Raw genomic sequence first — 22,787 nt, forward strand, 5'->3', positions numbered from 1 at the left:
GGGCACCGGTCAGCCCTTGGTCTCGCGGAAGGTCTGCAGGAAGGTCTTGAGCGCGAGTCGGCTGGTGGCATCGTCCCAGGAGTCGGCCGGTGTGGTGAAACGCAGGGAGAAGCTGCGTCCGCCGCCGAGCAGGAAGCCGCGACCGAAGGTGTGCACCCGCGCGGTGCCGGACCCGGACAGCCACTCCAGGTCGGCCGCCCTGTGTCCCTGGTAGGTGGTGGCCCGGATGGTGCCGACCCGGTGGTAGCCGGGGAGCCGCTCCAGAACCGGTTCGACATCGTCCCGCCATACGGCGACCGGGTCCGGGCCGGCCTGCTCGCTGTAAGTGACGGCGAGGGTCGGGGAGTCGGCGTCCGTGCCGAAGATGATGCGGTAGGCGTGGTCGGCCCCGCGATCGGTGGACAGCCGCTTCCAGCCGTCCGGCAGGGCCACGGAGAAGCCCTCCGCAGCGGTGTAGCGGTGGAAACCGGCAGGCAGGGAAGGGGACGGGGAGCTGCTGGGCCTTGGGCTGGTGCCGGCGCCGGCGCTGGTGCTGGGGGTGGCACTCGGGCTGGGGGTGTTGTTCTCGGGGCGGTTGGCCGGTGGGGCGGCGGCCGTGGCGGTGGGCTGTGGCGGCTCGGCGGCGGTGGAGGTGCCGGGCAGCTGGTGGGTCGCGGCCAGGACGGCGGCCGCGATCGTGACGACGGCCAGCGCGGTCCCGGCCACCATCATCCGTCTGCCGCGTTCCGGGCCCACGTTCCGTACGGCCGCGTAGGCGCTGCGCAGCCGGGGCACGGGCGCGGGGTCGCGGTCCGCGTCGGCGTCCTCGTCGAGGGCCCGGGTCAGCGCCTCGCGGACCACCGGCCGGATCAGCCGCTCCCGGGAGTTCTTGCGCAGCAGCCCCTGGACGGCCTGGGTGAGCGGGCCGGTGCGCAGCGGGGTGCGCAGGGGCAGCCGGTCCACGGCCTTCAGGGTGGCGTCGGGGCGGCCCCGGTCGCGGAACGGCGGCCGTCCCTCGACCGTCGTGTAGAGGATCGCGCCCAGCGCCCACAGGTCGGCCGCCGGTCCGATGCGCTCGTCGCGGGCCTGTTCCGGCGAGGCGTACGACGGTGCCGTGAGCCTCGGCGCCAGCGTCGTGCCCGCCAGCCCGAACCCGGCGACCACGACCGGGCCCCCGTCCCGGACGAAGACCTGGCCGGGGCTCAGCTCGCCGTGGGTGATGCCCTCGTCGTGCGCGGCCTGGAGCACGTCGAGGAGTTCGAGGCCGATCCGCGCCGCGCGCACGGGGTTGTACGGGCCTTCGCGGTCGAGGAGTTCGCTGAGGGGGGTGCCGTCGATCCACTCCGTGACCGTCCACAGGGTGCCTGCCTCCACCACGGCGTCGACGACGGTGGCGACCTGGCCGGGGCGCAGGAGCCGCATGATCTCGGAGGTCCTGACGACCCGGGCCGTGGCGCGGCGCAGGGTGTCCGCGTCGCAGGTCTCCGGGAGGCCGATCTGTGCCACCAGGCGGGGCTGGTTCGCCGTCACGTCCTCCGCGTACCACCACAGCCGGTTCGTCTCGCGGGCGAAGACCTCGAGGAGCCGGTACCGGCCGGCGACCAACTCGTGTGCGGAGACTTGCGCCTTGGTCATGGTCATCCCTCGCTGATACCCCTGTCCCGTCCTTGCTCACAGGTACGCGGGGTGCGCGGGGGTGTGTTCAAAGAATCCGAAACTCCGGCCCCGTTCCTGCCTTTTATTCAACTCTTCGAAAGCGCTTGCGAGTTTGGGAAAACGGCGCACAACGGGGCATTGACCTGCGGGTAACCGACGGTAAATGCCCAGGTGCGCCGCTGCGCCGCGTCGCTGTGCCGGTTTCAGAGGTCGCGGGCCATCAGGAAGTCCAGCAGCCGGAGCAGTTCGTCGGCGGTGGCCGGTGGGACTTCGGTGAGCAGGGAGTGGGCGGCGGCGGTGTGGGCGCGGGCCTCGGTCAGCGCCGCCGTACGGCCACCCGCCTCCTCGATCAGCGTGGCCGCCTCCTCGGGGCGGTCCAGCAGTGAGGGGAGGTGGCGGGCGGCGGGGGAGCCGAGCGCGGCCAGGACCGGGAAGGTCTTCTTGCGCTCGCGCAGATCTCCGCCGACCGGCTTGCCAGTGACGGCCGGGTCGCCCCAGATGCCCAGCACGTCGTCCACCAGCTGGAAGGCGACGCCCAGATGCCGCCCGGCGCGGTCCAGCGCGGCGACGACCGGCTCGGGCGCCCCGCCGAGCGTGGCCCCGAGCGCCGCGGCGCAGCCCAGCAGCGCGCCCGTCTTGTGCTCCGCCATCGCCCGGTACTCCTCGGGCGTGACCCGCTCCGGCCCGCCGAAGGGCCGCGCCGCGAAGAGCAGGTCGTCGGCCTGCCCACGCACCAGATCGGCCAGGGCCGTGCAGAGCAGGCGTACCGCAGCGGGACCGCCCGGCGCGGCGGCCAGGGTCTCCACGGCCAGCGCGAACAGGGCGTCCCCGGCGAGGACCGCGGGACCTGTGCCGTACGCCTTCCACACGGCGGGGCGGCGGCGCCGGGTGGTGTCGCCGTCCATGATGTCGTCGTGGAGCAGCGAGAAGGCGTGCACCAGCTCCACCGCGACCGCCGCCGGCACCCCGGCCCGCTCGTCGGCGCCGGCCGCCCGGGCGCCGAGCACCGCCAGCGCCTGCCGTACGCCCTTGCCGCCCGGCGCGGCGGCGGGAGCGCCGCCGACCTCGCACCAGCCGAAGGAGTACGCGGCCATCTCGGCCACCCACGGATGCAGCCGCCCCACCGCCTCCGTCAGCGCGGGGCGCACCAGCTCCCGGCAGCGGTCGAGGATCTCGGGAGCCGAGGGCGGCGCCTGCGCCGCCGAGGGGAACAGGGTCACCGTACGACCTCCGCGTCCAGGCCGAACTCCGCCTGCGCCCGGGCCACCATGTCCCGTGCGTGCCTGAGTCCGCTGCGCTCCAGCACCCGGGCCAGATCCGCGAGTTCGGCCGCCGTCTCGGCGCGGTCGTGGCCCAGGTGGGCCAGCGACTTGGCCAGGCCCAGCCGGGCCAGCGCCTCGCCGCGCGGCTCGCTCATCGCCCGGAACTCCTCCAGGGCCAGCTCGTACAGGTCCCGGGCTTCGCCGTACCGTCCCGCGCGATAGAAGACGTTGCCGCGCATCTTGTGGTTGTAGGCGAGCGCGCTGGACAGGTTCATCGCCCGGCAGCTGACCTCCGCCCGCGACAGCAGCTCCAGCGCCCGTTCGGTGTCCTGGTCGCGGACCGAGAGGATGTCGGCGAGCCCGCGCAGCGCCCAGGCGTGGCCGCGCCGGTCCTCGGCCCGCTCGGCTATCTCCGCCGCCTCCTCGAAGAGCGCGTACGCCTGGTCGTACTCCCCGGTGTTGCGGTGCATCTGCGCGATGCCCTCCAGGGCCCACACCGTGTGCCGGGCCTCCCCGCGCCTGCGGGCCTCGGCCAGCAGCTGCTCGTGCAGCCGGCCGACCGCCTCGTAGTCGCCCTGGATGCGGCCGGTCTCCGCGAGGCCCGCCAGCGAGTAGCCGCGGACAACGATGTCGCCGCCCTGCTCGCCGAGTTCGGCCGCGAGCCCGAGCAGCCGCCGGGCCAGCGGGAACGCGCCGCGCTGCCGGGCGAGGGTGCCGCCGCTCCACAGCGCCCACGCCATCGCGGCCGTGTCCCCGGCCACACGGGCAGACCGGTAACTCGCCTTCCAAGCCCGGTCGGCGTCCCGCACCTGGCCGAGCCGCCGGTGCGCCTCGGCGACGGCGAGCCCGCAGCGGGCCGCCTCGTCGGGGCGGCCCGACCGCTCGGCCTCGCGCAGCCGCTCGGTGCCCTCGCTCAACACGTCGACCAGCGAAGAGTTCACGGACAGGGTGGTGAGGGCGCCCTGGTACTCCGGGGCGAAAGCCTTGCCGTACATGCCTGCCTCTCTATACACGATGTGTATACATGGTGTGTATAGTGCGCCGAAAAGATGCCCTGACCCCGGGGGTCAGGGCTTGGTCTGTTGTCGGTCAAGACGCCGGTACGGCCAAGGGGGTTGCCTGTGAGGCGTAGATCACTTCACGAGGCGTCAGTGCTGCTGCGCCTTCTGCGGGGTCGCCTCGCTCGGCCGCACCACGACGAAACCCTCGCCCTGAAGCATCAGCTGGACGGCCTCCCCGGAGCCGCCGCGCAGCATCGAGCCGATCGACTGGGAGCGGTGCAGGGAGGTCTGCAGATGCGCGGTCCAGCCGACCACCGCGTCCGTGTCGACGTACACCGGGTACTGGGCCGAGACCGGTATGACCAGCGGATTGCCCTCACAGACCAGGCCGAGCCGGCCCTGTCCGGTGAACACGCTGTTGAACAGGCCGCCGCCGGCGATGCCCGAGCCCTTCACGGTCTTGATCTCGTACGACAACGAGGCGTCGAAACACAGGACGTTGCGGCCGTTGACGGTGAACTGGTCGCCCGGCTCCACGTCGACGATGAAACAGTTCTGCGCCTCGTGCGCGAACCAGACCTCGCCCTGCCCGCGCACCGCCATCAGGGGCAGGCCCTCACCCGTGACGGCACGCTTGAGCATGCCGCCCACGCCCTGGCCCTTGCGCTCGAACTGGAGGCCGCCGCGGTAGGCGATCATCGCGCCCTGGCGGGCGTACATCTCGCCGTTCACCGTGTACTTGATGCACTTGGCGTTCTCGACGGTCATGCCCGGCTCGACGGCCGGCTGCACCATGTGCTGACTGGAAAAGAGGTCACCCTTCATGCGGGGCATGGTGTCCCGGAAGGTCCCGTTCCGCCAAGATCACGGAACGTACCCGGTCAGCCACCGAACACCTGGGCCCAGTAGGTGCCCGCCCGGCCGCCGCCGGTGAAGCCGACCCCGATGTGCGTGAACTCCGGCTTGAGGATGTTGGCGCGGTGACCCGGACTGTTCATCCAGCCGTCCACCACCTCGGCCGGGGAGCGCTGTCCGCAGGCGATGTTCTCGCCGATGGTGCGCCGACGGGAGCCCGCGGCGGCGGCCCGGTCCCAGGGCTGGGCACCGCCGGGGGAGGTGTGATCGTAGAAGTCGCGGGCCACCATGTCCGCACAGTGCGCCTGAGCGGCCCGCGCGAGCGGCGGATCCCCCGCCAGGGGAGCCAGCCCGGCCCGCGCCCGCTCGCCGTTGGTGAGCGCGACGACCTCGTCGACCGTCCGCGACAACTCGCCCGGCGTCAGGGGCCTGGCCCACAGCGCGGTCCAGTACCGGTCACCCGCGTCGACGTGCGCCAGGCCGAGGTGGGCGAAGCCCGGGTCGAGCAGGGTGCGGCGGGCCTGACCGGCCTCCAGGCAGTAGGCGACGAACTCGGCCGGGGTACGCGGCCCGGACACGAGATGCTCGCCGACGGTGACGTACGCGTACCCGGCGGCGGTGATCCGCTGGTGCACCGACACGCCGTCCCGCCCCTCCGCCGAGAGCCGCCCCATGGCCGCCATCGCCGAGGCGTGCGCCCGCGCGGCGGAGGCGAGCCGAGCGTCGGACGACACGGGAGACACACCGGCCTGCGCCCGGGCGGAGTTGACCAGCCCGAGAAAGCCGTCGGAATCCGGACCGGGCGCCGCCTGCGGCCCGTCGTCCACGACGTCCACCCCGAAGTCCCGAGCCAGCCCCGCCAGCCCGTCGGCATACCCTTGCCCGATCGCCCGCAGCTTCCATCCAGCACCCCGCTGATACAGCTCGGCGAGCAGCAGGACGGTCTCCGGCCCCGGGCGCGGAGGGGTGAACCGGGCCACCGCGCGGCCGGAGACATCGCAGACGTCCAGCCGGGGCGCGGGCAGCCGGCCGAGGGGCGTACCCGGCTCGGCCGCGCTGACCACCACCGTGACCCGGGTGGCCCCGGGCCGCAGCCGCACCGGATCGACGGCGAGACTGTCCCCGCTCAGCCGCACACCGGGCGCGTCCGGCTGGTTGTAGAACACGAAGTCCCCGTCCCCACCGACCTTCCCGCCCCGGTCCGTGACAAGAGCGGACACATCGAAGGGCCCGGCGACCCGCAGCCGCAATACACCATCCGGCAGGGGCAGATTCCCCCCGGGAACCAGCTCGCTCATCACAACAGAAGGAACGCAAGACAGGCCCGGCCGAGTTCCAGCAACTCATGAGCGAACGTCCACATGTCCGACCTAAGGGGCGCGGGGAACTGCGCGACCAGCCCCCACGACCCGCACCGACGACGAAGCCCCTACTCCTTGTCCTTCACATCCGACTTCGCCTGCTTCCCACAGAACGCCGACTCCAACGCCCCCGCCAGAGCGCTGAGCACCTTCGCGTTGTTGGACGTGTTGGCCACAGCCGTAAGACTCCGCTTCCCGTCCTTGGACGCGAACGCATACGTGTAATACCCCTGCACCGCCCCCGTGTGCCCGTAAACAGACACCCCGCACGACAGATCCCGCCGCCGCAGCCCCAGCCCGTACCACGTCGTGCTGTTGACCCGACTGAACCGCTCCATCTCCCCGAGCCGCGCAGCGGACAGCAGCTTCCCCCGCAGCAGCGCCGAGTAGAAGACGTTCAGATCCCGCGCGCTGGAGATGATCGCGCCGGCGCTCTGCGCCCACGACACCGTCTGCGCGGTCGCGTCGACCAGCTGGGCGCCGGCCGTGTCCGGGGTGAGGTACCCGCGCGCGTACCGGCCCGGGATCCTGGTGTCGGGGTGGACGTAGAAAGTGTCGGTCAGCTGCAGCGGGTTGACGATACGGTTCTCGTACTCGGTCTTCACGGAGTGACCGGTGAGCTTCTCGATGAGCATGCCCGCGACGACGAAGTTCGTGTTGGAGTAGGAATACGCGGCGCCGGGCGCGTTGGTGCGGGGCTTCTTCAGGGAGAGTGTGACCAGTTGCTGGTACGTGTAGACCTTGTTCCGTACCGCCTCGAAGCCGGACACGCTCTTGGCGAACATGTCGTCGGTGTAGTCGTACAGGCCGCTGCGGTGGCTCAGGATGTGCCGGACCGTGATGCGGTCGTCCGGCAGCAGCTTGGGCAGGTAGCGGTTGACCGGGGCGTCCAGGTCCAGTTTGTGCTCGTCGGCCAGCTGCAGCAGGACCACGGCCGAGAAGGACTTGGTGACGCTGCCGATGCGGAAGCGGTCGTCGGTGCTGATGCCCTGCCCCGTGCCGCGGTCGGCGACGCCCCGGCTCACTCGGTACGTGCTGCCGTCGTCGTCGATCCGGGCCAGCGCACCGGGAGCGCCCTGCGCCACCGCCGAGCGCAGCACCGCGTCGAGGCCGGTGGTGTCGGGCGCCGGGAGCGCCGCCGGCGTGGGTGCGTGCGGCTCCGCGGTCGCGGCCCGCGCCGGGACCGCGAGCAGCGACAGCGCGACCGCTCCGAGTACCGCACCCCTGCCCACCCTTGCTGAGACCATCCGGCTCTCACTCCCATCCATGCGGTTTCTGATGCGACATCGGTCACATTCCGGCCTGGGAACCTAGGGGATCAGGGCAACGTCTCCACAGCCGACACACAGTTGGTCCTATCGTGATCACTCTGCGGAAGGCATTCGTAAAGAATTGTCATAGAAATCCGCGAAATGGATCATTCCGGCTTTACGTGCGCATGACCGATACGTAAGGGTTCTCCCCGGGGCCCGACCAGCCTCCGTGGCGCCCAACAGCGCCATGTCTCAAGGCGGTTGGTGATCCCGGCCGACTTCGAACGAAGGAACCTTGATCAGATTGCGTAGACCGCACATACGCACTGTGGCGGTCGCCGTCGCGGTGACGACGGCTGCCACGGGCCTGGCCGGTACGGCTTTCGCGGGTCCCTCCACGGGGGTGGAGCGGACCTCCGCGTCCGCCGCCTCGACGTCCACGGTGGTGGTGGAGGCGGCGCGCACCGCGGCCTTCGCCCACACCGCGGCGACGGGTGTCTCGCAGGGCGACGAACTCCAGGCCCAGGACGTGATGATCGACCCCGAGGGGGCGCGCCACGTCCGCTTCGTCCGCACCCACAACGGACTGCCGGTGCTCGGCGGCGACCTCGTCGTCCACCTGAACCGGCAGCTGGCCTACACGGGCGTCACCCGTGCGGCCGGCCACGCCGTCAAGACCTCCGCCGCTGAGGCGAAGCTGACCGCGGGTCAGGCCGCGGCCAAGGCCGCCCGGGTCGCCAAGGGCGACGCGGGCGAGGCCGAGCTGGTGGTGGACGCCCGAGACGGCTCCTCCGCCCTCGCCTACCAGGTGACGGTCACCGACAAGGGCACCTCCAGCACGGTCGTCATCGACGCCGTCACCGGCAAGGTGCGCAGCAACACGCCCGACGCGGACCAGTTCCTGTCGCCGAAGCTGGTCGACACGCTGCGCAAGCGCGGCGAGACCATCGACCCGGCCACCGGCATCGGTTCCGACGCCTCCGCCGGTCTGCTCGGCTCGAGCGCCTCCGGCGCGACGAGCTACCCCTCGACCGCGCACGGCACCGGCAAGACCCTCTTCGTGGGCAACGTCGGTCTGACCACCACGGCGACCTCGCGCGGCCACTACCAGCTCAAGGACCCGACCCGGTACGGCACCGAGACCCGGGACGCCAAGGGCAAGTACACGGAGAGCTTCGGCGCGGGCACGAAGTTCACCAACACCACCAACGTGTGGGGCAACAACAAGACCACCAGCCGTGCCAGCGCGGCCGCCGACGCCCAGTACGGCGTGACCAAGACCCTGGACTTCTACAAGAAGACCTTCAACCGCAAGGGCATCGCCAACAACAGCAAGGCCGCCCGCGCGATGGTCCACTGGGGCAACAAGGTCGCCAACGCCTTCTGGGACCCGACCTGCAACTGCATGCTGTACGGCGACGGCGACGGCACCATGTTCAAGAAGCCGCTCGTCGTCCTCGACGTCACCGGTCACGAGCTGACCCACGGCGTGGTCGAGGCCACCGCCAAGCTGGAGCCGACCTACGTCGACTCCGACGGCAACCAGTACGGTGAGCCCGGCTCGCTGAACGAGTCGCTCGCGGACATCTTCGGCTCCAACGTGGAGTTCTACGCGAACAACGCGAAGGACACGCCGGACTACCTGGTCGGCGAGAAGCTGGGCCTGGACCAGAAGTTCCTGCGCCGCCTCGACCACCCGTCGCTCGACAAGCTCGAGGGCACGATCGACTACTGGTCGCCGGACACGTACTACACCGAGGTGCACGCCGGTTCCGGTGTCTCCTCGCACGCCTACTACCTCCTCGCGGAGGGCAGCGGCAAGAAGACGATCAACGGCGTGAACTACAACTCGCCGACCTACGACGGCTCCACGGTGAAGGGCATCGGCCGCACCAAGGCCACCGCCATCTTCTACCGTGCGCTGACCCGCTACATGGTCTCCACCACCGACTTCCACGACGCGCGCGTCGCGACGCTGAAGGCGGCCAAGGACCTGTACGGCGCGACCAGCACCGAGTACAAGACGGTGGACAAGGCGTGGGCCGCGGTCAACGTCACCGCCGCCAACACGCCGTCGGGCGTCCGTCACTGACGCACGGCAGCACACACCAGCACCACCGGATGCCCCGCCTCGCGCGGGGCATCCGCATGTCCGGAGCCGTGAGCAGGCGCGTCAACTGCCTCCGCAACAACCGCTGTTTCTTTTATTGACAGCGGAAAATAATGGCCATAGGTTCCCGGCCATGCGCTCGACCCCCGACGCCGAGACGTTCCCGGCCCACACGCCGGCCGCCTCGCAGGTCTTCACGACGGTCCTCTCCCACGGCCCGCTGACCCGCCTGGAGGCGGGCCGCCGCGCGGGGCTGTCCCCGGCCGCCGTCACCAAGGCCGTCCGCCCCCTGCTGGAGGCCGGCTATCTGGTGGAGGGCGCCGACGAGGAGGCCCGCCCCGCCCTCGGCCGGCCCGCCAACCTGGTCCGGGTCAACGGCGAACGGGCCCTGTTCATCGGCGTCAAGGCGACCGGCGACGAGCTGATCGCCGTACTGACCGATCTGTGCTGCCGCATCCGCCTCGCCCGGCGTGCCCCCCTCCAGGACCGGGCGACCTCCAAGGTGCTGGCCTCGATCGCGGACCTCGTCCAGGAACTCCTCGGCCACGCCGCCGAGTCGGGCGCCCCCGTCCTCGGGCTCGGCATCGCCGTCTCCGGCGACGTCGATCGCGCCGAGGGCGTGGTGCGCTACTCGCCCTTCCTGGAGTGGCGGGACGTACCCTTGGGCGAACTCGCCGGAATGATCAGCGGGTTGCCGGTCACCGTCGACAACGACGTGCGCGCGCTGACCGTCGCCGAGCAGTGGTTCGGCGCCGGAGCGGGCCTCAGCGACTTCGCCGTGGTCACCGTCGGCGCGGGCATCGGCTGCGGACTCGTGGTCCACGGACAGGTGGTCGCGGGCGCGCACGGCGTGGCGGGCGAGATCGGCCACATCGTCATCGACCCGGCAGGAGCGCCCTGCCACTGCGGCAACCGCGGCTGTGTGGAGGCGATCGCCGGGGACGCCGCCATCGTCGCCCGCGTCCGCGAGGTGACGGGCCGTCAAGTCGCCGACACCGCCGAGGCGGTGGCCCTCGCCCACGAGGGCGTGCCCGGGGCCCGCGAGGTCTACGCGCGGGCCGGGGAGGCCATCGGCCGGGGCATCGCCACCGTGGCCAACCTGCTCGGACCCGAACGCGTGATCATCTCCGGCGAGGGCCTGGCCGCCTACGACCTCTTCGCCGAGCAGATCCGCGAGGCGTTCACCGCGGCCGCCTTCGGCTCGGCCGCCCAGTGCGACGTACAGACCCGCCCGCTCCCCTTCGAGGAGTGGGCCCGCGGGGCCGCGGCCACCGCGATCCAGTCCTTCATCACCTCGACCCCCAGCAGCGGAAAGGGCTGAGCCGCCCCGACCCGAACCCACCCAGGAGGTACGGCCCATGTGGTCACCCTCGTATTCCGTCCTGCCCGCACGCGGGCTCAGAGCCGCCGTCGTCCTCGCCCTCACCGCGGGCCTCGCCACCACCGCACCGGCCGCCGCACACGCCGACGCCCGTCCGGCCCTGGCCGCCAAGCCCTATATGGGCTGGTCGAGTTGGAGCATGCAGTCGTCCAAGTACCCGGGTCTCAACCCGGACGGCGACTACAGCTACCTCACCGAGGCCAACGTCCTGAAGCAGACCGACGCACTCGCCACCAAGCTGAAGAAGTACGGCTACACCTACGTCAACATCGACGCGGGCTGGTGGCGGGACAGGACCTGGGCGCCCGAGTTCGACGCCTACGCCCGCCAGAAGCCCGACCCGGTCCGCTTCCCGCACGGCATGAAGCCGGTCGCCGACCACATCCACGCCAAGGGCCTCAAGGCCGGCATCTACCTCCCGGTCGGCCTGGAGAAGGAGGCCTACGGCGACGGCAAGGTGCCGATCTGGCACGCCGACGGCTGCACCACCGCCGACATCGTCTACGGTGACCTGCGCACCACCAACGGCTGGGACAGCGCCTACAAGCTCGACTTCGCCAAGCCCTGCACCCAGAAGTACGTCGACTCCCAGGCCCGGACGCTCGCCGACTGGGGCTACGACTTCCTCAAGCTCGACGGCGTGGGCCCCGGCTCCTTCAAGAGCGGCGACAACTACGACAACGTTGCCGACGTGGCCGCCTGGCAGAAGGCGATAGCCGCCACCGGCCGGCCCATCCACCTGGAGATCTCCTGGTCCCTGGACATCGGGCACGCCGCCGACTGGAAGAAGTACTCCGACGGCTGGCGCGTCGACACCGACGTCGAGTGCTACTGCAACACCCTCGTCAGCTGGGAGAACTCCGTCGACGACCGCTTCGACGACACCCCCGGCTGGACCAGGCACGCCGGCCCCGGCGGCTGGAACGACCTCGACTCCCTCGACGTCGGCAACGGCGCCATGGACGGACTGACCAAGGCCGAACGGCAGACCTACGCCACCCTGTGGGCCGTCGCCAAGTCCCCGCTCTACACCGGCGACGACCTGACGAAGCTCGACGGCTACGGCCTCTCCCTGCTGACCAACAAGGAGGTCATCGCCGTCGACCAGGCCGACGCCCCGGCCGCCCGGCCGGTCACCCCGTCCGACCCGCAGCAGGTGTGGGCCGCGAAGAACCCCGACGGCGGCTACACCGTGGCCCTGTTCAACCTCGCCGGCTCGCCCTCCGCGGTCACCGCCGACTGGTCGTCCCTCGGCTTCACCGGCAAGGCGGGCGTCCGGGACCTCTGGAACCACGAGAACCTCGGCACGTACCAGAACAAGATCACCGAAGCCCTGCCCGCCCACGGCTCCCGCCTGTTCACGGTCACCCCGCACGGCAGCGCCCTGCACACCACCGGCTACGAGGCCGAGTCGGCCGCCAACACCCTCAGCGGCAACGCCTCCGTCGCCGACTGCTCGGCCTGCTCCGGCGGCAAGAAGGTCGGCAACCTCTACCTCGGCGGCAAGCTCCGCTTCAACGACGTCGTCGTCGACAAGCCCGGCACCTACCTGATCAAGGTCGCGTACGTCAGCGGCGACGCCCGCTCGGTCAACGTCTCCGCCGACTCGGGCGGCGCCACCCGGCACAAGTTCCCCTCCACCGGCGACTGGCGGAGCGTCGAGACGGTGAGCGTGCCGGTGACCCTGAAGGCGGGAGCCAACACCCTCACCTTCGACAGCGGTTCGGACTACGCACCGGACATCGACCGCATCGACGTCCCCAAGTCACCGCGCCAGTAAATCGGAGCCCCTCATGGAGAATCCGCCCAGCAGACGCGGCTTCCTCGCCCTGGCCGCGGCGACCGGAGCCCTCGCCTCGCTGCCCTCCTTCACCGCGAGCGCGGTCCCGCAGCGGCCGACCGCGACTCCCGCGCCCGACACCCGGCACCAGCTGTGGTGGCAGGCCCCCGCCGACGAGCACTCGCTGATCGAACAGGGGCTGCCCGTCGGCAACGGCCGGCTCGGCGCGCTCGCCACCAACGATCCCGGACGGGAGGTCCTGTTCGTCACCGACGCCACCCTGTGGACCGGCGGGCTCAACGACACCCTCGACTCCGACGGCCAGTTCCCCTACGGCCGCGACGACTTCGGCTCGCTCACCCTGCTCGCCCGGCTCACCGTCGACATCCCCGACCACGACCTGGGCGCCGTCACCGGCTACCGCCGCACCCTCGACCTCGCCCAGGGCGTGGTGACGACGTCGTACGTCCGCTCCGGAGTGACGTACCGGAGGCAGCTGTTCGCGAGCCGCCCCGACGACGTGGTGGTCCTGCACCTCACCCAGAAAGGCGGCGGCCGATACACCGGCACCGTGACCCTCGAAGGCACCCACGGCGAGAAGACGTCGAGCGCCACGTCCTTCGCCGGCTCCTTCCGCAACGGACTGCGGTACGCGGCCGCGGTCACCGCGTACGGCAACGGCGGCACCGTCCGTGTCGACGGCACCCGCGTCACCTTCTCCGGATGCAAGGACCTGACCGTGGTGCTCAGTGGCGGCACCAACTACGCGCCCGACGCCGCCGCCCACTACCGCAACGCCGCCCTCGACCCCGAGGCCCTCGCCCGCGCCAAGGTCCGCGCCGCCGCCGGCCATCCGGCGGACGCGCTGCTGCGCACCCACGTCGCGGACCACCAGGCGCTGTACGGACGGTTCGACATCCGGCTCGGCACCTCCTCCGCCGAGCAGCGCGCCCTGGACACCTGGGAGCGGATCAGGGCCCGCGCCCTGGACGACACACCGGACCCCGAACTCGAGGCCGCCTACCTGCAGTTCGGCCGCTACCTGATGATCTCCGGCTCCCGGGGCAGCCTCCCCATGGGCCTGCAGGGACTGTGGCTCGACGGCAACGACCCGGACTGGATGGGCGACTACCACACCGACATCAACATCCAGATGAACTACTGGATGGCCGACCGGGCGGGTCTGTCCCCCTGCTTCGACGCGTTCACCGACTACTGCGTGGCCCAGCTCCCCTCCTGGACCGACCTCACCAGGAGACTCTTCGACGACTCCCGCAACCGCTACCGCAACTCCAGCGGCAAGAACGCAGGCTGGACCGTGGCCATCTCCACCAACCCCTATGGTGGAGGAGGCTGGTGGTGGCACCCGGCGGGCAACGCCTGGCTGTGCAACTCCCTGTGGGAGCACTACGAGTTCACGGCATCGCGCGCCCACCTGAAGAAGATCTACCCGCTCCTCAAGGGCGCCTGCGAGTTCTGGGAGGCACGGTTGCTCACCCACACCCTGCCGGGCACCTCGAAGGAGGTGCTGATCGCCGACAGCGACTGGTCCCCGGAGCAGGGCCCGCTCGACGCCAAGGGCATCACCTACGCCCAGGAACTGGTGTGGGCGCTCTTCGGCAACTTCCGTACCGCGGCGGCCGAGTTGGGCCGGGACACCGAGTACGCCCGCACCATCGGCGCGCTCCGCGACCGCCTCCACCTCCCGGCCGTGAGCCCGAAGACGGGCTGGCTGGAGGAGTGGATGTCCCCGGACAACCTCGGCGAGACCACCCACCGGCACCTGTCCCCGCTCGTCGGCCTCTTCCCCGGCGACCGCATCCGCCCCGACGGCTCCACCCCGGCCGACATCGTCGCCGGCGCCACCGCCCTGCTCACCGCCCGCGGCATGGACAGCTTCGGCTGGGCCAACGCCTGGCGCGCGCTGTGCTGGGCCCGGCTGAAGAACCCCGACAAGGCCTACCGGCTGATCGTCAACAACCTCCGCCCGTCCAGCGGCGGCAGCAACGGCACCGCTCCCAACCTCTTCGACATCTACCAGGTCGAGCAGGGCCGGGGCATCTTCCAGATCGACGCCAACTTCGGCACCCCGGCCGCCGCGGTGGAGATGCTGCTGTACTCCCGCCCCGGCCGTCTGGAACTCCTGCCCGCCCTGCCCGAGGCCTGGGCCGCCGCCGGGTCGCTCACCGGTGCCGGGGCCCGCGGCGGCTTCGTCGTCGACCTGCGCTGGCGGGACGGGAAACCCACCGAGGTGCGGATCCGCAGCATCGGCGGCACCATGACCTCCGTGGGATACGCAGGCACGTCCCGGACGGTCCGCCTCGAGCCCGGTGAGTCCGTCACGCTGAAGGACCTCGCGCGGTGACCGGCCGGTTGGGGCGCGTCTGCCGGATCGCCGCCGTCCTGCTGGTGGCCGTCGCCTGCCAGTCCGTACCCGCCCGGGCCGCCGCCCGGCTGCCCGAGGCCACCACCCAGGCCACCGGAGTCGTCACCTGGGCGGCCAGTGCCGACCGGCTGGAGGAGGGCACCGCCGACCGCGGATACCGGCTCGTCGTGCACACCAGCGTCGGCGGCGGCGACCTGCGCATCCGCCTGTCCAACGCCTTCGGCGACCGCCCGCTGACCCTGGACAGCGTCTACGCCGGCCTGCAGCGCCAGGGCGCCGCACTCCGGCCGGGCAGCAACCGGCGGCTGACCTTCGGCGGCGCCCGCACGGTCACCGTCCCGGCCGGCGCCGTCGCGTGGAGTGACCCGCTGCCCGGAAAGCTCCCCACCGCCGTCAACCTGGTCGTCAGCCTGCACACCCCGGACGCGACGGGCCCGGCCACCGGCCACGGGATGGCGATGCAGACGTCGTACCTGACCCACGGCGACCACACCGCCGAGGCCGGCGCGGCCAACTGGGCCGAGACGACCGGATCCTGGTGGTACCTCGACGCCGTCTCCGTACGCCCGTCGAACGCCGCCACCGGTGCCGTCGCGGTGCTCGGCGACTCCATCACCGACGGCTGGCAGTCCACCACCGACCTCAACCGGCGCTGGCCCGACTACCTGGCCCGGCGCCTCGGCACGGCCGGGACGACCGTCAAGGGCGTGGCCGACGAGGGCATCTCCGGCAACAAGGTCCTCGCGGACGGCGCCGGGCAGAGCGCCCTCCGCCGGCTGGACCGGGACGTCCTCGCCCTGCCCGGTGTGCGCACCGTCTTCCTCTTCGAGGGGGTGAACGACCTCAAGGCCCACACCGGTGTCACCGCGGCCGACCTGATCGCCGGATACCGGGAGATCGTCCAGCGGGCGCACGCGGCCGGGAAGTGCGTGGTGGCCGCGACCGTCGGCCCGTTCGAGGGCTGGTCCGAATGGGACCCGGCCGCCGAAGCCGTACGCCAGGACGTCAACCGGTTCATCCTCACCAGCGGGGAGTTCGACGCGGTCACCGACTTCGACCACACCCTGCGCAGCCCCTACGTCCGCGAACGGATCCTGCCCTTCTTCGACAACGGCGACCATCTGCACCCCAACGATGAGGGCATGCAGGCCCTGGCCGACGCCGTCGACCTGGGCCGCCTCGACTGCACCCGCTGACACCCGGGGCCGACCGGGTCACCCCGACCCGGTCGGCTCCGGTGCGATCAGCCCCTGGCGGTAGGCGACCGCCACCGCCTCCGTACGGCTCGCGGCGCCCAGCTTGGCCAGGATGTTGGAGACGTGCACGCTGGCCGTCTTCCCGGTGATGAACAGCTCCTCACCGATCTGCCGGTTGCTGCGCCCGCGCGCGAGCAGCCGCAGCACGTCCCGCTCCCGCGCGGTCAGCGCCGCGACGCGGTCCTCGCCGGGCGAAGGGACCGCGCGTATCAGCTCGTCGACGCGCTCCAGGAGGGGTACGGCCCCGAGCGCGGCCGCCGTCCGCCGGGCCTCCCGCGCGCACTCGACCGCCTCCGCGCCGCGGCCGGCCGCCATCAGGGCCTGCGCATGGCGCAGCCGGCACCGGGCCTGCTCGTAGCTGTCGCCGTACCCGAACGCGGCGACCGCCTTCTCCCAGGCCGCCGGATCCGGACCCGCCACGGCAGAGGCCCACTCCGCCTCGGCGCGGGCCAGCCACGCCTGCCCCTCAGGCCCCTGCGGACGGCCCTCCTCGTCCCGCCCGGCCGAGCCGCGCGCCTGCTCCAGCAGCTCGGCCGCGGTGTCCGTCCAGCGGCGCAGCTCCCGCTCGTCCCCGCCCCGGCGCAGTTCGGCGGCGCGATCGGCGACGGCCGCGAGGCAGAGGGCGGCGAGCCGGACGGCCACGTCGGGCCGCCGTCCCGAGTCGTCGCCGAGCGCCGTCAGCGTCGCCCGCATCCGCTCCACGGCCGCCTCCGGGTCGCCACGCAGCGATGCGGCGTCGGTGAGGACAATGCCGGCGATCAGCGTGCCCATCCAGTTGAACGGGCCGTCCAGCAGGGCGTGCGCCCGCTCGACCGCTCCGAGATCCCCGCGTGCCACCGCCACGTACAGCGCGGGGCCCGCCGCGAAGGCGCCCGTGGCGGGCAGCCCCGCCTCGGCGTCGGCCGCCACCCGCAGGCACTCGTCCCAGCGGCCGAGCGTGTACATCGCCAGCAGCTGCAGATGCCGCATCCCCAGCGGATAGGGCGAGGACAGCAGGCCGGCCCGGCGGGCCCGCTCCAGCGCCTCGGCCAGCAGCCGCAGGCAGGCGTCGAGGTCGCCGGCCTCGAAGCGGCTGATGGCCTGGTTGAACAGCGCCCGCATCTCCACGGGACCGTGCCCGGCCGAGCGTGCCAGCTCCCGGGCCTGCCGCAGCGTCTCCTGGCCCTGCGCCGAGCGCCGGCCGCCTCCTTCGAGGTTGGCCAGGGAGACCAGCAGATCGGCCTGGGCGTCGGCCATGCCCAGCTCCTCCGCGACCCCCAGGGCGCGCTGGGCGATGCTCAGGGCCGTCTCGTCCGCGCCGAGGTGACGGGCCGCCATGACATGCGTGGCCGCCGCCCACACCCAGGTCCGCGACGGCGGCTCGGCCGGGATCAGCGCCAGCGCCTCGCTGCTGTACCGGAAGGCGGCCTGCAGTCGGTCCACGGTGAGCAGGTTCCCGGCGAGGGTGTAGCGGATCCGGGCGGCGAGCGCGGAGTCGGCGTCCTGGCCGACCTCGGCGAGCGCGGCCCGGGTGAGGGAGACCGCACGGTGGGAGTCCCCGGCGTGCGCGGCCGCGGCGGAGGCGCGCAGCGTCAGCGTGACCGGGTCGATCCCGTCGGCGCCGGGCCGTGCCTCGGACGGCACCGAGGACCACAGGTCCAGGGCGGTCTCCAGGTGCCGCAGCTCCTCGGCCGGGGCGCCCAGCCGCTGGGCGTGGTCGGCCGCCTCCAGGGACGCGGTCAGCGCCTCGGGCAGGTCGTGGCTCTCGCGGTAGTGGTGGGCGCGCTCGGCCGCGGTCTCCGCGGTGTGTCCGCGCGCGGCGAGCAGGCGGGCGTAGGCGCCGTGCAGCCGGGACCGCTCGCCGGGCAGCAGATCGGCGTAGACCGCCTCGCGCGTCAGGGCGTGCCGGAAGGCGTACGTGTCGCCGTCCCGGGGGACGAGCAGCTGCCGTCCCACGGCCTCGCGCAGCGCCGACTCCAGCTCGTCCTCGGGCAGCCCGGCGGCCTCCCGCAGCAGATCGTGCCCGACCCGGCGACCGGCCACCGCGGCCGTCCGCAGCACCTGCTGGGCCGTCTCCGACAGCTGCTCGACCCGGATCAGCAGCAGGTCGGCCAGCGCGCTGGGCACCCCGTCGGCGTCCGCACCGGCCGCCGCGACCAGCTCCTCCGCGTAGAAGGCGTTGCCCTCGGCACGCGCGACGATGCCGCGCACGGTGGCCTCGGGCAGCGGGCGCTCCGGCAGCGCCCGCACCAGCCGGGCGACCTCCGCGTCGGGCAGCGGCCGCAGCTCCAGGCGCTCCACGGCCGGCAGCCGCACCAGCTCGGCGAGCAGGGGGCGCAGGGGATGACGGCGGTGCAGATCGTCGGCGCGGTAGGAGGCGAGCACCGCGAGCCGGCGGCCGGGGCCGGGCCGGTGCAACACGCCCCGGCTGAGCAGGAAGCGCAGCAGGTCGCGGGAGGACTGGTCGGCCCAGTGCAGGTCCTCCAGGACAAGCAGCAGCGGTGCGGCGGCGGCCAGGTCGGCGAGCAGCCCGGCGACGTCCTCGAAGAGCCTGAGCCGCCCGCCTGGGTCCCGCGCCGGGTCCGCTCCCGCGCCCAGCAGCCGGTCCGCCGCGGGGTGCGCGGCGAGCACGGCCGCGTACCGCTCGTCGGCGGCGAGCACGCCGAGGATCTCGGTGAACGGCAGATACGGCAGACCGACGTCACCGAGGTCCACACAGTGCCCGGTGACCACGGTCGTCCCGGCCCGCGCCGCCCGCCCGGCGACCTCGTCGAGCAGCCGGGTCTTGCCGACGCCCGCGTCCCCGGCGATCAGCACCGCCCGCGCCGCGCCGCGCCGGGCATGCTCCAGTACGCCCGTGAGCCGGGCCAGTTCCCCGTCCCGGCCGATCAACGGCGGTGTGATGAAGGCGGTCTGTGACACGGCCCCATCCTGACACGCGGCACCGACAACGACCGCGTGCCTGACCTGCGGGCGTTCAGCGCAGCGTCTCGGCCCAGTCGGCGGGCACCCGCCCGGCCGGACCCGGCGCCGGCTGGTCGGCCGGATGACTGACCGGAGGCTCGAGTTCGGGCCCGGACTCGTACAGTTCGTTCGTGTCGTAGTTCCAGAACCAGCCCTCGCCCGGCTCGAAGCTGCGGATCACCGGATGCCCGGTCTCCCGGTAGTGGCCGGTGGCGTGCTTGGCGGGGGAGTCGTCGCAGCAGCCGATGTGCCCGCACGTCGCGCACCGGCGCAGGTGGAACCACCAGCCGCCGGCCTCGTCGCACTCCACACACCCGGTGCCGCTCGGCGGAACGCTCGGGTCGATCGCGGCCTGGCCGCTCATGCTGCCTCCTCGGGGGTCGTCAGGGCGGACGCCTCGTCGTCGGGCGTCTCGGCGGTCAGCGGCAGCAGCACCTGGAACCGGGTGTCGCCGGGCACCGACTCGACCTGCAGGGTGCCGTGGTGCTTGTTCACGACGATCCGCCAGGAGATGTCCAGGCCGAGCCCGGTGCCCTGACCGACCGGCTTGGTGGTGAAGAACGGATCGAAGATACGGCTTCTGATCTCCGGCGGGACGCCCGGTCCGGTGTCCCGGAACTCCACCAGCATCCGCTCGTGGTCCAGCGCCGTCCGCACGGTCAGAATGCCGTCACCGCCCGCGCTGTTGATGGCGCACACCGCGTTGTCGATGAGGTTCGTCCACACCTGGTTCAGCTCCGCCGGATAGCCGGGGACCTGCGGGAGCGTACGGTCGTAGTCCTTGACCACCTGGATGTGCGGGCCGATCTTGCCCGACAGCATCAGCAGTGTGCTGTCGAGGAGTTCGTGCACGTCCACCACCCGGTAGGGCGCCCGGTCCAGCTGCGAGTACTGCTTGGCCGCGTCGACCAGGTGCGAGATACGGGTGGTCGAGTCCTCGATCTCGTTCATCAACAGCTCGGTCTCGATGGTGTAGTTGAGCCAGCCGATCGCCCCGGGCAGGATCTCCTCGTCCACGGCAGCCGCGACCTGCTCCAGCCAGTCGATGTCGAGCCCGGCCTGCACGAAGGTCGGCGCCAGCTGCCAGCCGTAGTCGAGGCCGTGGTCTTCCAGCCACTCCGTGAGCACGTCCTCCCGGTCGGAGGCCTCCAGCGGGCTGAGCGCCGGAGCCTTGGCGACCCGTTCGGCGGTGCGCTCCTGGATCTCGATCAGGCCTGCCAACGCGTCCCGGGAGAACGGGCCTTCGGCGATGACCGCGAGCTTTTGCCGCATCTTCGCGACCCGCTCCCGCAGGGTCGACGTGGCCCGGACGGCCGCCGCGGCCGGGTTGTTCAGCTCGTGCGTGAGCCCGGCGGACAGCGAGCCGAGCGCCAGCAGCCGCTCCCGCTGCCCGATCATGGCCTGGGTGTTCTTCGAACCGAAGAACAGCCCCTCCAGCAGGTGCACGGCCATCGGGAACCACTCGCTGATGACGGCCGCGAAGGTGTCCGCCGGCAGCACGAAGAACCGCGTCGGCTCCGTCACCCGCATCGAGTTGTTGTACACCTGCCGCACCCGGTCGCCCAGGTACGCCTGCATGGCGCCCGCGTACGCCCCGCGCTGCGAGCTGCGGGTGACCTCCACATCGGTGCCGCCGACCTGGCGGGACAGCACGACCGTGCCCTCGATCATCACGAAGAAGCAGGTGGCCGGGTCACCCTCGGCGTACACCGGGCCGGGCTGGAACAGCTCCACCCGGCCCTCGCTGCACAGTCGGCCCAACTGCTCCGGCGTCAGCTTCTCGAACAGGAACAGGGAGCCGATCTCCTTGGGACTGCACGGCATCAACTGCCCGCTCATGACTGCTCCAGATACCGGTGGACGAGCATGACGGCCATGGCTCCCTCTCCGACGGCGGACGCGACACGCTTGGCGGACTCGGCACGGGCGTCGCCCGCCACGAACACGCCGGGAATGCTGGTCTCCAGGTGGTACGGCGGCCGGTCCAGCTCCCAGCTCACCGGCGGCCGCCCGTCGGGGGTCAGATCGGGCCCGGCGAGGATGAACCCGCGCTCGTCGCGCAGCACGGTGTCGCCCAGCCAGTCGGTCAGCGGAGCCGCGCCGATGAACACGAACATCCACTGTGCGTCGACCTGTTCGCTCTCACCGCTCGCCACATGACGCAGCGTCAGCCGCTCCAGCCGGTCCGAACCGTGCGCGGCGTCGACCACCGTGTGACTGCGCACCTCGATGTTCGGGGCCTCGTTGATCTGCTGGATCAGGTAGTACGACATCGACGCCGACAGGTCGGGGCCGCGCACCAGCAGCGTCACCGACTTGGCGAACCTGGACAGGTACATCGCCGCCTGGCCCGCCGAGTTGGCGCCGCCGACGATGTACACGTCGTGCCCCTGGCAGGCGGCCGCCTCGGTCAGCGCGGAGCCGTAGAACACCCCGCAGCCGGTCAGATCGGTGCAGCCCTGGGCCTCCAGCTGCCGGTACTGCACGCCCGTCGCCAGGATGACGCTGTGCGCCGCGATCGCCGAGCCGTCCGCGAACCGTACGATCCGGGCCGCGCCGTTGACCTCGAGACCCGTCACCTCGCGCGCGGCCAGGATCTCGGCGCCGAACTTGGCCGCCTGCCGCCGTGCCCGGTCGGTGAGCTGGGCACCCGAGACGCCGTCCGGGAAGCCGAGGTAGTTCTCGATCCGGGAGCTCTGCCCGGCCTGCCCGCCGGTCGCCGACCGCTCCACGAGCACGGTCCTGAGCCCCTCCGAGGCGCCGTACACCGCCGCGCCGAGCCCGGCCGGACCGCCGCCGATCACGACGAGGTCGTAGAAGTCCGCCGTCGGCGTCGTCGCCAGACCCACCCGTGCGGCCAGCTCGGGCGCCTCGGGCTCGACCAGCACCGTGCCGTCCGGGGTGATCACCAGCGGCAGCCGCTGCCCGTCCTGCCCGGCCGCGGCCAGCAGCCGCTGCCCCTCCGGCTCCTCCACCGAGTACCAGCGGTAGGGCACCTGGTTGCGGGCCAGGAACTCGCGCACGTCCGACGACCGCGCCGACCAGCGGTGCCCCACGACCTTGGTGCTGGGCACGGGCCGGTAGTCGCTGTGCCGCCACGCCTCCAGCAGGTCGTCCAGCACCGGATAGAGCTTCTCCTCCGGCGGATCCCACGGCTTGAGCAGATAGTGATCGAGATCGACGACGTTGATCGCGTCGATCGCCGCGCTGGTGTCCGCGTACGCCGTGAGCAGCACGCGCCGGGCCCCCGGATACACGTCCAGGGCCTGCTCCAGGAAGTCGATGCCGTTCATCTGTGGCATCCGGTAGTCGGCGAGGATCACGGCCACCAGGTCGCCGCGCAGCTTCAGCTCGCGCAGCGCCTCCAGCGCGGACTCTCCCGACTCGGCGCGCACGATCCGGTACGACGCGCCGTAGCGCCGCCTGAGGTCACGGGCGACGGCACGGGACACTCCCGGGTCGTCGTCCACGGTCAGAATGACGGTCCGTGCTGCGTCGGCACCCTGTGCCATGCGTCTCCCACCCCGAGCGATCGGATCCACGGGGCGGTGTCGCTGGGGCCAC

At 72.1% G+C, this 22,787-nt stretch carries 15 protein-coding genes; 5 read left to right on the forward strand and 10 right to left on the reverse strand.

Features of this window, described 5'->3' with window-relative positions; all coding sequences use genetic code 11:
* Nucleotides 1-9: 9 nt before the first annotated feature.
* The 6 genes from CRP49_RS32495 to CRP49_RS32520 form a co-directional block, all read right to left on the reverse strand.
* Entirely contained in the window at nucleotides 10-1,620 is a 1,611-nt protein-coding gene (locus CRP49_RS32495) for a serine/threonine-protein kinase (RefSeq protein ID WP_097256555.1), read from the reverse strand.
* Nucleotides 1,621-1,838: 218 nt separating this feature from the next.
* Nucleotides 1,839-2,855 carry a polyprenyl synthetase family protein gene (locus CRP49_RS32500; protein ID WP_257033560.1) on the reverse strand — a complete coding sequence of 339 codons (1,017 nt, stop codon included), beginning with the start codon at nucleotides 2,853-2,855 and terminating at the stop codon, nucleotides 1,839-1,841.
* Nucleotides 2,852-3,892, reverse strand: coding sequence for a tetratricopeptide repeat protein (locus tag CRP49_RS32505; RefSeq protein ID WP_097256556.1), 1,041 nt, complete (start codon nucleotides 3,890-3,892; stop codon nucleotides 2,852-2,854). The genes CRP49_RS32500 and CRP49_RS32505 overlap by 4 nt, the downstream gene beginning before the upstream one ends.
* A gap of 153 nt (nucleotides 3,893-4,045) precedes the next feature.
* Nucleotides 4,046-4,723, reverse strand: coding sequence for an AIM24 family protein (locus CRP49_RS32510; RefSeq protein WP_097256557.1), 678 nt, complete (start codon nucleotides 4,721-4,723; stop codon nucleotides 4,046-4,048).
* A 56-nt stretch (nucleotides 4,724-4,779) separates the two neighbouring features.
* Nucleotides 4,780-6,051, reverse strand: coding sequence for a CAP domain-containing protein (locus CRP49_RS32515; protein WP_097257659.1), 1,272 nt, complete (start codon nucleotides 6,049-6,051; stop codon nucleotides 4,780-4,782).
* Between the two features lie 131 nt (nucleotides 6,052-6,182).
* Nucleotides 6,183-7,361, reverse strand: a complete 1,179-nt coding sequence (locus CRP49_RS32520) for a serine hydrolase (protein ID WP_097256558.1) — start codon at nucleotides 7,359-7,361, stop codon at nucleotides 6,183-6,185.
* Between the two features lie 334 nt (nucleotides 7,362-7,695).
* Between CRP49_RS32520 and CRP49_RS32525 the strand changes: the two genes are divergently transcribed.
* The 5 genes from CRP49_RS32525 (at nucleotide 7,696) to CRP49_RS32545 (ending at nucleotide 16,220) form a co-directional block, all read left to right on the forward strand.
* Complete coding sequence (locus tag CRP49_RS32525; protein WP_257033561.1) at nucleotides 7,696-9,459, forward strand: M4 family metallopeptidase; 1,764 nt, start codon at nucleotides 7,696-7,698, stop codon at nucleotides 9,457-9,459.
* A 151-nt stretch (nucleotides 9,460-9,610) separates the two neighbouring features.
* The gene (locus tag CRP49_RS32530; RefSeq protein WP_097256560.1) at nucleotides 9,611-10,798 is read left to right on the forward strand and encodes an ROK family transcriptional regulator; all 1,188 of its coding nucleotides are present in this window, start codon (nucleotides 9,611-9,613) and stop codon (nucleotides 10,796-10,798) included.
* Nucleotides 10,799-10,835: 37 nt separating this feature from the next.
* Nucleotides 10,836-12,638: a carbohydrate-binding protein gene (locus CRP49_RS32535; protein WP_097256561.1), complete on the forward strand. Its 1,803-nt coding sequence runs from the start codon at nucleotides 10,836-10,838 to the stop codon at nucleotides 12,636-12,638.
* 13 nt (nucleotides 12,639-12,651) lie between these two features.
* A complete protein-coding gene (locus CRP49_RS32540; RefSeq protein WP_097256562.1) occupies nucleotides 12,652-15,003 on the forward strand; it encodes a glycoside hydrolase N-terminal domain-containing protein in 2,352 nt (783 codons plus the stop codon).
* Nucleotides 15,000-16,220 carry an SGNH/GDSL hydrolase family protein gene (locus CRP49_RS32545; protein ID WP_097256563.1) on the forward strand — a complete coding sequence of 407 codons (1,221 nt, stop codon included), beginning with the start codon at nucleotides 15,000-15,002 and terminating at the stop codon, nucleotides 16,218-16,220. Before CRP49_RS32540 ends, CRP49_RS32545 begins: the two co-directional genes overlap by 4 nt.
* Nucleotides 16,221-16,238: 18 nt before the next feature.
* On the opposite strand, the gene CRP49_RS32550 is transcribed toward CRP49_RS32545, so the two are convergent.
* The 4 genes from CRP49_RS32550 to CRP49_RS32565 are packed head-to-tail and all read right to left on the reverse strand — an operon-like array spanning nucleotide 16,239 to nucleotide 22,735.
* Entirely contained in the window at nucleotides 16,239-19,181 is a 2,943-nt protein-coding gene (locus CRP49_RS32550; RefSeq protein WP_097256564.1) for a helix-turn-helix transcriptional regulator, read from the reverse strand.
* 55 nt (nucleotides 19,182-19,236) lie between these two features.
* Nucleotides 19,237-19,587, reverse strand: a complete 351-nt coding sequence (locus CRP49_RS32555; protein ID WP_097256565.1) for a UBP-type zinc finger domain-containing protein — start codon at nucleotides 19,585-19,587, stop codon at nucleotides 19,237-19,239.
* Nucleotides 19,584-21,062, reverse strand: coding sequence for an ATP-binding protein (locus CRP49_RS32560; RefSeq protein WP_097256566.1), 1,479 nt, complete (start codon nucleotides 21,060-21,062; stop codon nucleotides 19,584-19,586). Before CRP49_RS32560 ends, CRP49_RS32555 begins: the two co-directional genes overlap by 4 nt.
* Nucleotides 21,059-22,735: an FAD-dependent oxidoreductase gene (locus CRP49_RS32565; protein WP_097256567.1), complete on the reverse strand. Its 1,677-nt coding sequence runs from the start codon at nucleotides 22,733-22,735 to the stop codon at nucleotides 21,059-21,061. Before CRP49_RS32565 ends, CRP49_RS32560 begins: the two co-directional genes overlap by 4 nt.
* Between the last annotated feature and the right edge of the window lie 52 nt (nucleotides 22,736-22,787).

Origin of the sequence: Streptomyces sp. Ag109_G2-15 (assembly GCF_900215565.1) — a bacterium.
Lineage (GTDB): Bacteria > Actinomycetota > Actinomycetes > Streptomycetales > Streptomycetaceae > Streptomyces > Streptomyces diastatochromogenes.